15 protein-coding genes are annotated in these 12,936 nt (G+C 62.6%); 2 read left to right on the top strand and 13 right to left on the bottom strand.

Going from position 1 to position 12,936, the window contains the following annotated elements; translation table 11 throughout:
* Positions 1 to 4 precede the first annotated feature (4 nt).
* The 3 genes from HY17_RS11335 to argH are packed head-to-tail and all read right to left on the bottom strand — an operon-like array spanning position 5 to position 1,899.
* Complete coding sequence (locus HY17_RS11335) at positions 5 to 256, bottom strand: hypothetical protein (RefSeq protein ID WP_034766641.1); 252 nt, start codon at positions 254 to 256, stop codon at positions 5 to 7.
* A gap of 4 nt (positions 257 to 260) precedes the next feature.
* Positions 261 to 494, bottom strand: a complete 234-nt coding sequence (locus tag HY17_RS11340) for a hypothetical protein (protein WP_034766642.1) — start codon at positions 492 to 494, stop codon at positions 261 to 263.
* Between the two features lie 7 nt (positions 495 to 501).
* Complete coding sequence (gene argH, locus HY17_RS11345) at positions 502 to 1,899, bottom strand: argininosuccinate lyase (protein ID WP_034766643.1); 1,398 nt, start codon at positions 1,897 to 1,899, stop codon at positions 502 to 504.
* Between the two features lie 38 nt (positions 1,900 to 1,937).
* On the opposite strand from argH, the gene HY17_RS11350 reads away from it, so the two are divergent.
* Positions 1,938 to 2,522 (top strand): TlpA disulfide reductase family protein, encoded by a 585-nt coding sequence (locus HY17_RS11350; protein ID WP_051600011.1) that lies wholly within the window; start codon positions 1,938 to 1,940, stop codon positions 2,520 to 2,522.
* On the opposite strand, the gene HY17_RS19455 is transcribed toward HY17_RS11350, so the two are convergent.
* From HY17_RS19455 to rpmE, 3 genes are all read right to left on the bottom strand, one after another.
* Positions 2,508 to 3,314, bottom strand: coding sequence for a hypothetical protein (locus tag HY17_RS19455; protein WP_051600013.1), 807 nt, complete (start codon positions 3,312 to 3,314; stop codon positions 2,508 to 2,510). The genes HY17_RS11350 and HY17_RS19455 overlap by 15 nt on opposite strands.
* Positions 3,315 to 3,409: 95 nt before the next feature.
* Positions 3,410 to 3,910, bottom strand: a complete 501-nt coding sequence (locus HY17_RS11360; protein WP_034766644.1) for a thermonuclease family protein — start codon at positions 3,908 to 3,910, stop codon at positions 3,410 to 3,412.
* 143 nt (positions 3,911 to 4,053) lie between these two features.
* On the bottom strand, positions 4,054 to 4,272 hold the full coding sequence (rpmE, locus tag HY17_RS11365; RefSeq protein ID WP_034766646.1) for a 50S ribosomal protein L31: 219 nt from the start codon (positions 4,270 to 4,272) through the stop codon (positions 4,054 to 4,056).
* 177 nt (positions 4,273 to 4,449) lie between these two features.
* On the opposite strand from rpmE, the gene HY17_RS11370 reads away from it, so the two are divergent.
* Positions 4,450 to 6,297 carry an ABC transporter ATP-binding protein gene (locus HY17_RS11370; RefSeq protein WP_034766647.1) on the top strand — a complete coding sequence of 616 codons (1,848 nt, stop codon included), beginning with the start codon at positions 4,450 to 4,452 and terminating at the stop codon, positions 6,295 to 6,297.
* A gap of 4 nt (positions 6,298 to 6,301) precedes the next feature.
* Here the strand turns inward: HY17_RS11370 and HY17_RS11375 are convergent, their stop codons facing one another.
* From HY17_RS11375 to HY17_RS11400, 7 genes are all read right to left on the bottom strand, one after another.
* A complete protein-coding gene (locus tag HY17_RS11375; protein WP_034766648.1) occupies positions 6,302 to 7,054 on the bottom strand; it encodes an SDR family oxidoreductase in 753 nt (250 codons plus the stop codon).
* Between the two features lie 84 nt (positions 7,055 to 7,138).
* Complete coding sequence (locus HY17_RS20385; RefSeq protein WP_175354482.1) at positions 7,139 to 7,297, bottom strand: hypothetical protein; 159 nt, start codon at positions 7,295 to 7,297, stop codon at positions 7,139 to 7,141.
* A gap of 74 nt (positions 7,298 to 7,371) precedes the next feature.
* On the bottom strand, positions 7,372 to 8,871 hold the full coding sequence (locus HY17_RS11380; protein ID WP_034766649.1) for an NAD(P)/FAD-dependent oxidoreductase: 1,500 nt from the start codon (positions 8,869 to 8,871) through the stop codon (positions 7,372 to 7,374).
* Between the two features lie 89 nt (positions 8,872 to 8,960).
* Positions 8,961 to 9,782, bottom strand: coding sequence for an inositol monophosphatase family protein (locus tag HY17_RS11385; RefSeq protein WP_034766650.1), 822 nt, complete (start codon positions 9,780 to 9,782; stop codon positions 8,961 to 8,963).
* 82 nt (positions 9,783 to 9,864) lie between these two features.
* The gene (gene thiE / locus HY17_RS11390; RefSeq protein ID WP_034766652.1) at positions 9,865 to 10,536 is read right to left on the bottom strand and encodes a thiamine phosphate synthase; all 672 of its coding nucleotides are present in this window, start codon (positions 10,534 to 10,536) and stop codon (positions 9,865 to 9,867) included.
* 55 nt (positions 10,537 to 10,591) lie between these two features.
* Positions 10,592 to 10,813: a DUF2798 domain-containing protein gene (locus tag HY17_RS11395; RefSeq protein ID WP_034766653.1), complete on the bottom strand. Its 222-nt coding sequence runs from the start codon at positions 10,811 to 10,813 to the stop codon at positions 10,592 to 10,594.
* A gap of 8 nt (positions 10,814 to 10,821) precedes the next feature.
* Positions 10,822 to 12,903, bottom strand: coding sequence for a M3 family metallopeptidase (locus HY17_RS11400; RefSeq protein WP_034767007.1), 2,082 nt, complete (start codon positions 12,901 to 12,903; stop codon positions 10,822 to 10,824).
* Between the last annotated feature and the right edge of the window lie 33 nt (positions 12,904 to 12,936).

Raw genomic sequence — 12,936 nt, forward strand, 5'->3', positions numbered from 1 at the left:
CCGCCTAGCTGCCGACTTCGGCGAGCGCGCCGTCATCGACGGGCGTCACGGGCTTCGCGTCCGGCACGATACCGCCCCACTGGTTCACTTGCGGGCCGTCTTCCGGCTCGACCACGGCAGCCACGGCAAGCGGCTCGTAAGCGCCAGGCGCATTCACCGCACGGATCCCATCAGCCGCGACACAGGCACCCAGCGCACCAAGAAGGGCAAGACCGGTGAGCAATTGCCCGGCCGGCCGCAAAACACGTTTGTTCATGAAATCAGTCCTCCGGGCCGCCCAGAAGTTCATCATCGCCGCTGGTCTCGGCCTCCTCCGCATCCGCGCGGGGTGGCAGCTTCGGCAGCGTCGACGTGTTCCCTTCGGGGAGTTCGGCCTCGACATCGTTCGGATCGCCCCATAGCGGGCCCGGGCGCTTCAGATCACCTGTCAGGCCGCAGGCCGGCAGGGTCAGGGTCCCGAGGATCAGGGCGGCAATGGCCAGGGGGCGTTTCATGCGGCGGTTACTCCAGTCCAAGTCTCTGCTTCCACTGTGCCACCTGTTCGGCGACACGAACAGGGCTTGTGCCACCATAAGATGTCCGAGATGAGGCAGATGCTTCAACCGTCAGCACGTCGAAAACGGCTTCGGTAATGTCCTTGTGAACGCTTTGCATGTCGGCAAGCGTCAGGTCGGCGAGATCAACGCCCTTTCCTTCTGCGATGGCAACCAACGATCCCGTGACGTGGTGCGCCTCGCGGAACGGCAGGCCGAGCTCCCGCACCAGCCAATCGGCAAGGTCAGTCGCCGTCGAAAAGCCCTTGGCGGCGGCAGCTCGCATGTTGTCCGGCTTGAAGGTCATCGTCTCGATCATACCCGTCATGGCGCGCACGCAGAGATCAAACGTGTCAAAGGCTTCGAACGTCAGGCGCTTGTCGTCCTGCAGGTCCTTGGCATAGGCGAGCGGCAGCGCTTTCACGGCGCCCTGCAGGCCGGCATAGAAGCCGGTGATCAGCGCCGCCTTGGCCCGCACGAGCTCAGCCGCATCAGGGTTGCGCTTCTGAGGCATGATGGAGGAACCGGTCGACCATTCGTCGGTCAGTTGCGCAAAGGCGAACTGGGCGCTGGTCCAAAGCACGATCTCTTCCGCCAGGCGCGACAGATGCGTTGCTGCGATGGAAAGCGCTGCCAGCGCTTCCAGCGCGAAGTCACGCGCAGACACGGCATCGAGGGAATTTGCCATCGGGCGGGCGAAGCCAAGCGCCTCGGCAGTCATGTCCCGGTCGATCTGGAACCCCGTTCCAGCAAGCGCCGCGGCGCCCAGCGGGCATTCATTGAGGCGGTTGGCGCAGTCCGACAGGCGGGTCCAGTCGCGCGACGTCATCTCGACATAGGCCAGCAGGTGATGGCCAAGCGTCACCGGCTGCGCGGTCTGAAGATGGGTGAAACCCGGCATGATGGTTCCCGCATGCTCTTCCGCGCGAAGGATCAGCGCGCCCTGAAGGCCGCCGATCAGGCGGGCGGAATGATCCAGCGCCCGGCGCGTCCAGAGGCGGAAATCGGTCACCACCTGGTCGTTCCGGGACCGGGCCGTGTGCAGGCGGCCCGCCGGTTCGCCGACGATTTCCTTCAGCCGCGCCTCGACATTCATGTGGATGTCTTCCAGCTCGCGCCGGAACGGGAACGTCCCGTCGCGCAGCTCGTCCAGCACCTGATCCAGCCCGGCCTGAATGGCTTCATTGTCATCGAACGAAATAATGCCCATCTCCGCCAGCATGTCGGCATGGGCCCGGCTGCCGGCGATGTCTTCCTCAGCCATGCGCCGGTCAATATCGAGGGAGGCGTTGATTTCTTCCATGATGTCGGACGGGGTCGCGGCAAACCGTCCTCCCCACATCGTCTGGCCTTTGCCGCTGGTCATTGGCATACCCCTTCAACAAACCTACGGAAGGCGCAAACATGAGGCGCTACGCCATTCCCGGCCTCTTCTTGGTCGGAGTGATCGCAATTGTCTACGTGCTGATCAGCGCAGGCATCGGAAAAACTGATGAAAACCCGCTTGCGAAGTACGCAACAGGTTCGCTCGAAAAGCTCGATTTCACCAGTTCGGGAGAGCCGGCTGGCACCGCACCCTTCTACCTGGCGGATGGGTCAGCCCACACGCTGGACGAGTTCAAGGGCAAGCTCATTCTCGTGAATTTCTGGGCAACCTGGTGTGCGCCCTGCGAAAAGGAAATGCCGTCGCTCGGCGCCCTGCAGAAGGCGCGTGGCGGGGATGATTTCGAGGTTGTGGCCATCAGCGTCGATGCCGCCGAAGACAAGGACTATGCCGAAAAACGCCTCGGCCAGCTCGGCGCGCCGAACATTCCGTTCCGCATCGTGACGCCGGAACAGTACGAACTCGTCTATGACAGCGGCGTCCAGGGCTTCCCGACCAGCATCCTCTACAGCCCCGACGGCACGGAAATCGCCCGTCTCGCCGGCGAAGCGGACTGGGCATCCTTCGAAGCGGTCGGCTTTATCGACGCCCTACTCGAACGTTGAAAGCTCCAGCCCGATCCGGCTGACCTGTGACAGGAAAGTGGAAGGCGGGGCCGGAAGGTCACCTGCGATCGGCCCTGCAGACGGCCACATGAGGACCAGCATTTTCAGTTCCAGCTGAAGGCTGCTGGCATCGGCAGACTCAATCCGGCCCGCCGCTTCCTGCGCGGCGACGGCATAGCCATAGGATTTCTGGTAAAGGATCGGATCGTCGATCTCATTCGAAAAGGACACACCGGCCCGGTAGGCATTCTCGCAGCGCTTCATCAGGAAAACGACCAGTTCGACCGGGTCACCCCCGGCATTGGCCTGCAGTTCCGCAACATTCGCCTGAACTGCCCCAAGTTTTGCTTCGATGACTTCCGGCGCCGCGCCACTGGAAAGCGCGGTTTCAGCCGTTTCGATCAGGTCCGGATCGAAGCCCTGCTCGACGAGACGGGTCAGGCCGCCTGGCTTGATCTCGTCCAAGGCAATGCGGAGGTGTTCGGCAGCATCTTCCAGCTGCCCTGCCCGGGCGAGCGCTGTGGCCACAGTGACCTCGCTGGAGATCATCGCAGCGCGCTGGTCGACCGGCAGCAACAGGGCCGGATCAAGCGCCGCAACGCCTTCCCCGCCTTCACCCCCCTCACCTTCGCCCATTTCACCGCCTTCTCCATAGGATCCGGCCTCACCCGGCGCGGTCATGGCGGTTTCACCGGTTTCGCCCCCTTCTCCGCCGCAGGCGGCGAGGCCTGCCGTGCCAATCAGGGCGGCGCCCAGTCCAAGCCGGATCCAGCGCTTCGGCGTGTAATTCATCGGGAAAGCTCCGTCATATCTGTTCCGGGCCGCAGCCTAGGTGCCCTGATGCCGGCCGGGCAAGCCATTTGGCCCTTTCAGGGGTGCAATCAGGTTCAGGATCCGGTGACCGGGCCTTGTGTACGCCCCGTACACCATTCCGGCTTGGCATCGCCGCCGTCATAATCCCAGGTCTTGTGGGTGCCACCGGCGACCAGGAGGGCGGCAAGATCCTGTCCGTCCAGCGACAGGTCGACCACCAACCGGCCATAACGGTCCGGCCCGTAATCATGGGAAACGGTGAGCACCTGGTCGCGGGTCAGCTCGCGCACCGCGGCCTTTGCCTGATAGCCGAGCTCGCGTTCCCGCTCGCATTTTGCCCCGGATAACCAGTCCAGCGGACCGGTCTCAGGCGCGTCTACACCGTGCAGACGGAATTTGGTGCCATCCGCAAGCCGTCCGGATTCGCCATCAGACCAGTAAACGGATGAAGTATCGAACAGGGCCTCGCCGGCCGGTTCGACGGGTTCCCGTGCAACGACCGCCACGCCGAACGCGATGCCGGCAAGCACCACGAATGTGATCAACCATTCCTTGAGCCGGCCGCTCCGTCCCATGGGCCTCTCCCTGTGCGTTTGGGGAGAGGCTCTGCGCGACCGTTTAAAGGAGGGTTAAGCCCGGCAGGTACCGGTCAAAACAAAAACCCCGGCCTTGCAGGCCGGGGCTATTCGGGTTGCATCCGTGAAACGGAGCGTCGGGCTTAGACGAAGCCTTTGAACTTGTCCTTGAAGCGGGACACGCGGCCACCGCGGTCCATCAGCTTGCCGTCGCCGCCGGTCCAGGCCGGGTGCGATTTGGAGTCGATGTCCAGCACCAGGCGGTCACCTTCAGCGCCGTAGGTCGAGCGCGTCTGGTACTCAGTGCCGTCCGTCATCACCACGGTGATGAAGTGATAGTCGGGATGACCTTCTTTTTTCATGGCTCGCGCCCTTCTGTGATCCGTTACCTGCGGGCCTTGTGGCCGCCGCGCTTCACCAGTAGGGGTGCGCGGGCGTGGCTGCTGCCCGTTTTCAGAAGTGGCGCGTGTAACTGAAGATAGCCCCTTTCGCAAGAGGGCCTAGCACCCGATTTCCACAGTGCTGCAAAGGTATTCCCCATGGCCGACACGGAATCCCAGGAAACCATAGACCGGCGCGCCACGGAACCGGGCGGCGGACAGGCCATCAACCGCCCCAAAGGGCGCAGCCTGAAGCCGCTGGGACTGCTGCTGCCCTATGCCGGTCGGCACTGGCGCACCGTGGCGATCGCGCTCGTCTTTCTTGTCGGTGCAGCTGCCCTCAGCCTGACCCTGCCGATCCTGCTGGGCAAGGCAGCCGACAGCGGCCGGCAGGCTGGCGGCGACCCGCAGAAACTGCTGGAACTGGTCGACAGGTCCTTCTTCTGGGTGGCGGCAGCGGCCATCGCTTCAGGTGTGCTGGGCGCGGTGCGCTTCTATTTCGTCTCCCGTTTCGGAGAGCGGATCGCGGCGGACCTGCGACGGGACCTCTACGCCCACCTGCTGACCCTCGGCCCGCGCTACCATTCGAAAATGCGCTCCGGTGAAGCGGTCTCGCGCCTCACGGCAGACATCACGCTGATCGAGCAGTTCCTCGGCACATCCGCCTCGATGGCGACACGGACGCTGATCACGACCTTTGGCGCGCTGACCATGATGCTGGTGGTAAACTGGCAGCTGGGCCTGACCCTGCTGGCCATGCTGCCGGTCGCCATGCTGCCCGTTGTCGGCGTTGGCCGGGTCATCCGCACCATGTCGAACCGGGCCCAGTCCCGTCTTGCAGACGCCGGCGCCGAAGCCGCCGAGGCGCTGGACGCCATCGAACTGGTGCAGGCCTACAGCCGCGAAGACAGCCGCCTCGCCAATTTCACCGAGGCGGTCGAAGCGACCTTCGCCGCCGCCATGCGCCGGATCACGGCGCGCAGCCTGATGATCGTCATGGTATCCGTCCTGCTGTTCGGCGGCTTTGTCTGCGTGCTGTGGCTGGGCGCCCGGGCCGTTGCCAAGGGCGAGATGAGCTTCGGGGACCTGTCCGCCATGGTCCTCTATGCCCTCTATGCCGGGTCCGGCTTCGGCATGCTGGCGGAAGTCTATGGCGAAGTGATGCGGGCCGCCGGCGCCGCAGACCGCGCGGCCGAAGTGCTGAACGCGGAGCCTGAGATCGCGCCGCCCGCCCTGCCCCGCCCGATGCCGGAAAAGGTGACTGGCGCACTTGCCTTTGATCACGTGACCTTCGCCTATGACGAAGCCACCAATGACGGAAAGCCCGTCTCCGCGCTGACAGATTTCTCCCTGTCGGTGAAGCCCGGCGAATTCGTCGCTCTGGTCGGTCCGAGCGGGGCAGGCAAGACGACGGTGTTCCGCCTCGCCCTGCGCCTGTTCGATCCACAATCCGGTCAGGTGACGCTGGATGGCTTCTCCTCGGCAGAGGTCACCCCGCGCGACTGGCGGCGCAATTTTGCTTATGCGCCGCAGGAATCAGCGCTGTTCACCGGCACAGCCGCCGAGAATATCGGTTTCGGTACGGACAACCCGGACGAAAAACTGTTCGAACATGCCGCCCGCATGGCAGAGGCGATGGACTTCCTGTCGGAGAAGGAAGGCCTTGCCACACCGCTCGGCCAGAAGGGCCGCAGCCTTTCCGGCGGCCAGCGCCAGCGGATCGCGCTTGCCCGCGCGCTGGTACGCGATGCGCCGGTCCTCCTGCTGGACGAAGCCACCTCCGCGCTCGACTCCGAGAGCGAGGCCGCTGTCCGCCGGGCCATCGAGAATGCTTCCGAAGGCCGCACGACGCTTGTCATCGCGCACCGCCTGTCAACCGTGCGCCGCGCCGACCGGATCGTCGTCATGGAACACGGGCGAATCGTCGAGGAGGGCAGCCACGAGGAACTGGTGGCCAAAGGCGGGCTCTATGCCCGCCTCGCCGAACTACAGTTTGCGGAAGGCTGATCCTTCAGGCCTTGCAAATGGAGTTGCCGCCGTCGACCAGCATGGCAGACCCGGTGATGAAGCGGGCCTCGTCTGAAGCGAGGAACAAAGCTGCATTGGCGATCTCTTCCGGCTCGGCGATCCGCTTCAGCGCATGGAGACCGGCAATCGCAGCCTCCACCTCTGGCCCGCCAGACAACATGCCCGTGCGTGTCCCACCGGGCAGCAACGCATTGGCGCGAATACCCGCCTCCCCCAATTCGACGGCCAGCACCTGCACCAGCCCGATCAGCCCGGCCTTGCTGGCCGCATAAGCGCCCATGCCCGGCAGGCCGATCGTGTGACCGACAAAGCTGGACGTGAAGATCAGCGCACCGTCGCCAGCCGCGCGCATCAATGGGATCTGCGCCTGCGCAGCGTGGAAGGCGCTGGTCAGATTGGTCACGATCACGCTGTTCCAATTGGCCAGGCTCATAGACTCAACCGGTGCACCATCGCCCGTGATGCCAGCATTGTTGAAAGCAATATCCAATCGCCCGGTCGTGCGGATGGCGGCGTCACTCAAAGCGGCAAAATGGTCTGGAGACGTTACATCCCCAACCACATAGCTAGTCTGCCCGCCATTTAAGGAAATCTCGTCGGCGAGTGCCGCCAGTTCACTTTCCCGGCGGCCGCCGAGGATGACGACAGCCCCCTCTTCCGCAAACCGCAGCGCAGCGGCTTTGCCAATACCGGAACTTGCTCCGGTGATGATCGCTGTTTTACCTGCCAGTCGCATGTCCGCCTCCGGATCCTGAATTCAGGCCCTGTCTGGCGAATCGTAAATGAGTGAACCACCCGCTGCTTGCTGTCGGTCAGTGCATCAGCTGCGCTTCCACTTTTTCACTTTGCCATCTACCGTGAAGGCGAAGGCAAGCGACAGGATCAGCGGCACCCAGATCGGCAATTCGCCAAGGCCCGGCGCACCGACCGCTTCGGCGATGTGATCATCCACGCACCACCACAATAGCCACAACCACATACAGACACTCCTTTAGCTGTACGCCCCATACAGGAATACAGATAGGAAGCCTGCAGGCCTTTGTTTAGAGGCGGTTATTCCGCCGCCTGGAGGGCTGGTTTGTCGGAAGCGGTGTCAGCAGGCGTCGTGAACTGCAGCACGCCATCCTCGATCGGCAGCTCGCGCAAATTCTTCCGGTCCGTGAAATAGCTCATATGCAGCTTCCACGGCGCCTCGGTATGCTGGCGCGGGAACTGGTCCATCACCCGCTGGAAATAGCCGGATGAGAAGTCCACAAAAGGCTCGGTCTCGTTCGGGAAAGCCGAAAGGTAAGGCATCGCGGAAGTCGCCCCCTTCTGGTCCATCAGCGTGATCAGACGGCAGACATATTCGCTGGTCAGGTCCGCCTTGAGCGTCCAGGACGCGTTGGTGTAGCCGAAGGTGACAGCCAGGTTCGGCACATTCGACAGCATGACGCCCTTGTAGTTGAGCAGCTTGCCAGGATCGACCTTCGTGCCGTCCAGGGAGACGTCGACACCGTTCATGAAGATGAGGTTCAGGCCCGTCGCGGTCACCACGATGTCGGCCTCCAGCTCCTTGCCGGACTTCAGTTTGATCCCCTTCCCGGTGAAGGTCTCGATATGGTCGGTCTCGACACTCGCCTTGCCGGACTTCAGCGCATTGAACAGATCCGAATCCGGCACGAGGCAGAGGCGCTGCTCCCACGGATTGTAATGCGGCGTGAAATGCTTCTCGACGTCATAGTCGGGGCCCAGCTCCTCGCGCACCATTTTCAACAGGCGCTCTTTGGCCTGTTCCGGATTTTCCCGGGTCTTGCGGAAGAAGTATTGCTGGAAGGCAACATTCCGCCAGCGGATCAGTGTGTAGGCCCAGCTGTCCGGCAGGATCGCACGCAGGAAGTTTGCAAACTTGTCCACGGCTGGGCGCGAGACGACATAGGTCGGCGAGCGCTGCAGCATGGTGACGTGTTCGGCCTTGTCGGTCATGGCAGGCACCAGCGTCATTGCCGTTGCGCCGGACCCGATAATGACGACCTTCTTGCCGGAATAGTCGAGATCTTCCGGCCAGTGCTGGGGATGGACGAACTGGCCCTTGTAGTTTTCCTCACCCGGGAATTCCGGACGGTAGCCCTCATCATAGTTGTAGTAGCCGCCGCACATGAACAGGAAGCGCGTGGTCAGCTCGGTCCGCTTGCCGGTTTTGGTGTCTTTCGCCGTGATGTGCCAGACTTGGTCTGGGCTGGACCAGTCCGCCGCCACGATCTTCGTGTCGAACTGGATATGCCGGGTGATGTCGTGCTCATCCGCTGTTTCGCGGATATAGTTCCGGATCGACGGACCGTCGGCGATCGCCTTGGCCTCGGTCCAGGGCTTGAAGTTGAAGCCCAGTGTGTGCATGTCCGAATCCGAGCGGATGCCGGGATAGCGGAACAGGTCCCAGGTCCCGCCCATGGCGCTTCGCTGTTCGAAGATTCGATAGGTCTTGCCGGGGCATTGCTTGCCGAGGTGAACGGCAGCGCCGATGCCCGAAAGGCCCGCACCGATGATGAGAACGTCTGTATCTGGCTGTGTCATGAGACACAGACTACGTATTTTTACGGAGAATGAAATAGGTGACGCGAGCGTCATCTATTAATTCTGGTTTTACCCACTGGTAAGAGCGCTCAGACGGAAGCCGCTTTTCCGAAGGATGCCGCGTGGCGGATCTGCTTTTCGAGCTTCGGATGCAGGTCGCTATTGGCCGCCAGAATCGAGCCTGTCTGCAGCACGTCCCCACCATCGATCTCGCTGATCATGCCGCCGGCTTCACGCACCAGCACGATGCCAGCTGCGATGTCCCAGGGCTTCAAGCCACGCTCCCAGAAGCCATCAAACCGCCCGGCAGCAACCCACGCAAGGTCCAGTGACGCCGAGCCGTAACGGCGAATGCCAGCGGTAGCGGGCGTCATCGCGGCGATCTCGCGCGCAAAGCTGATATGGGTTTCGCCGGGAATTCCGTGCCAGGGTGTGCCGGTGGCAATCACGGTCTCGTGCAGGTCACGCCGGGCGGCCACACGCAGCTTGCGATTGTCCAGCCAGGCCCCGCGGCCAGTCTCGGCCCAGAAAATCTCGTTCTTGGCGACATCAAAGATGACACCGGTCAGAAGCTCGCCGTCACGCTCAAGCGCGATGGAGACGGCAAAATGCGGCTGACCGTGCAGAAAGTTCAGCGTGCCATCCAGCGGATCGACAATGAAGCGGTTGGACTTGTCCGTGCCCTCGACAATGCCGCGCTCTTCCATCACGAAACCATAGCCGGGGCGTGCCTTGGAGAGGTGCGTGAAGATGATCTCTTCAGCCCGGTGGTCTGCGTTGGAGACAAAGTCTGCCGGGCCTTTCTTGGAGACCTGGAGGTTTTCGACTTCACCGAAATCACGCGCCAGGGAACGCCCGGCGGCGCGGGCGGCAGCGATCATTACGGATCCAACGGGAGAAGGCTTTGACATGTGAAACAGCGTCCGGTCGCAATTCTTGCGGAAGAGCGGGCGGCGTAAGCCTTTGTCGCCGAAGGGTCAAGGCGCCGGAGTGTTAATCCGCTGCCAAGGAATCGAAGAGGGCATTGAAGGCTGCCACGGCCGCTGGTGCGCCGTCCGGATGGTCCCACACACCGGCCGAGACAGCGATGAAATCAGCACCGGCCGTCACCAGCGGCGCGGCATTCTCCACCGTAATGCCGCCAATCGCGACGCAGGGGATTTCCATGCTCTCCTGCCAGATTTCCAGCAGGTCGGTGCTGGCAGGCACCGTGCCGGCCTTGGTCCCGGTCGGGTAGAACGCACCGAAAGCAACATAGTCGGCGCCCGCCTCCCCTGCCTGCATGGCGACGTGGCGCGAGTTCTTCGCCGTCGCGCCAACGATCATGTCCTTGCCGACAATCGCGCGGGCTTCTTTCACCGGAACATCATCCCAGCCGACATGCACGCCATCGGCGCCAAGCTCGACGGCCAGTTGTGGGCTGTCATTGATCAGGACGGCGGCGCCATAAGCCTGGGCCATCTCGGTCATCGCAGCGCTCACGTCCCGCGTGGCCGCTTCATCGATGCTACCATCCGCCTGCTTCAGGCGCAGCTGGAGGCAGGCGATGTCCCCGGCTGAAAAAGCTGTTTCCAGCAGCGCAGCAAACGCGTCGACATCATCGATACGCGGCGGCGTGATCAGGTAGAGGCGTGTGCGAGGGCGGGTGTATTCAGGTTCCGACATGGCGCCTAGATGCGACGGTTCCGGGCTGGCGGCAAGCGGCCCGCTGCGGCATGGCTCATTCCACCGGCGGCCGGACGAACAAGCGGGCGATCCGGCGGGCGAACGGGCCCCAGAATATCGCGGCGAACCAGGCAGCCGGGAAAGCGAGTGCCCATGCACTCAGCCACCGCGCCGCCAGGCCCGCATCGATACCGGTATTGATGGCCGTCACGATCAGGGCGACCAGGCCGCTCATCCCGGCCGACAGAATACCGGAATAGACGACCTGCCACTTCATCCTGGACCTTATTCGTCCGTTTCGGCTTCTGCCGCGTTCAGCAGGTAGGCTTCATAAGCTTCCGGCGACCAGTCGCGACCGAGGAAGTCATGCACCAGCTTGGCGGCCGGCTTGGACGAGCCTGGCGCGAGGACAAGATCGCGATAGCGCTTGGCCGTCGCTCCATCCCGCAGTCCGTTTGCCTCGAACTCCGAGAACAGATCCGTCGAAATGGCGAGCGACCATTGGTAGGTGTAGTAGATCGCCGAATAGCCATCGAGATGCCCGAAGCTGGCATATGGGTGAGCTTCCGGCAGCGTTTCGAACGGGCTCAGCTTCGACTGGTTCTCGTTCCAGATCTCATTGAAATCAACCTCTGAAGGCGGACGATTGTAATAGTCGAGCGAAACATTGGCGTAGAGCAGCTGGCGCAGCGTGCCGACACCGATGCCGAAGTCGCGCGCGGCGACCATCTTTTCCACCAGTTCCGGCGGGATCACATTCCCGTCCGCGTCCTTCGCGAACTTGGCCAGCGTGTCATAATCCCAGACCCAGTTCTCCAGCATCTGCGATGGCGCCTCGATGAAGTCCCACTCCAGATTGGCCATGGACAGGTTCGCATAGTCCGGCTGGCCGGAGAACATGTCATGGATCAGGTGGCCGAACTCATGCAGGAAAGTCTCAACCTGCCCGTGCTCCATCAATCCAGTCGTGTGATCACCGGCCGGGAAGTTACACATCAGTGCGGCCACCGGCACACCATCCGAGGTCGGACCAAAGCGGATCGGGAACGCCGCAGCGTGCTTGAACTTGCCATCGCGCGGATGCATGTCGAGGAAGAAACGGCCGATCAGCTTTCCGTCCTGGTACATTTCGTGGGCGCTGACGCTTTCCTGCCAGACCGGCGCGCCGTCCCAGGGCTTGATCTCGACGTCGAAAAGATCCTGCACCAGCGCAAAAATACCGTCACGCACATCATTGAAGGCGAAGTATTTCCGCACTTCCTGTGAGTCGAGCTCATAGTCGGATTGACGGATCAGCTCTGCCAGATAGCTCCGACTCCAGTCGTTCACATTGGCCGCGTCCGGGGCCAGTTCCTGCTGCTTTGCCAGCAGCCGGTCATATTCCAGTTCGGCGGCGTTGCGGGCAGCGCCCTCTACTGCTTCCAGGAAGTCGCTCGCAACCTCAGGCGAGCCGGTCATCTTGTCTTCGGTGATCAGGGACGCCCAATTGTCATAGCCGAGCGTGGTCGCCAGTTCGTAGCGCTTTTCGAGGATACCGCGTAGCGACGCCACGTTCTCCGGATAGGCCCGGTTCTGTGCTTCAGAAGCGATCGCTTTGCGCAGATCTTCATTCGGCGAATACGTAAAAACAGGAAAGAGGTCGGGATAATCCGTCGTGATCGTGACCAAGCCATCATCGCCCGGCGGGTGAGCGCTGATGTAGTCTTCCGGCAAACCGATAAGGTCTTCCGGCGTCACCTTCACGCTGCCCTGAATCTCGCGGAGGTTCTTGTTGAACTCCGTCGACAGTTCGGCCAGTTCGGCATTGAGGCTGCGAACCTTTTCCCGGGTCGGTTCATCCTTGTCGATCCCGGCACGGCGGTATTCACCGAGCGTCCGGTCGAGCAGATAGGCGGACCGGTCGTCCAGCCTCGTGGCATCGATCGTGGAGAGCCGGTCATAGACCGGACGGGACAGCGAAATCCGGGTCGTCATGTCGGATGTTTTCTGCTGGCAGGTGTCGCCGGTTTCCCGGATCGCCGGATCCGGATTGGCCTCGGCAATGATCGACGCTTCGCCATAACCGACCGCAAAAGCGACGTTCAGCAGGGCATCATAGTCTTTCAGGTCCCCTGCCCCGGCAGGTCCGTCCCGGGTCTCGAGGTCTGTCAGCATTTTCTCGACCTGCGCGAGGGCTGCATCGCAACGCGCCGTGAAGGCCTCTGCGGAGTCCGGCGCCAGCACCAGTTCGTCCAGCATGGCCAGGCCTTGGTCAGACAGGGCGCTGCGGTCCGGATTGGCGGGCACTTCGGGCGGCGCGCCGCACCCTGAAAGCAGCAGGAGTCCGGCAACGGATACGGCAGCGAGCAGGCCAGGCTTGAACGGCATGATTTCCCCTTTGGTCATGAGATACGCGAACGA

The sequence above is a fragment of the Hyphomonas sp. CY54-11-8 genome, from assembly GCF_000682735.1.
In the GTDB taxonomy this organism is placed as follows: domain Bacteria; phylum Pseudomonadota; class Alphaproteobacteria; order Caulobacterales; family Hyphomonadaceae; genus Hyphomonas.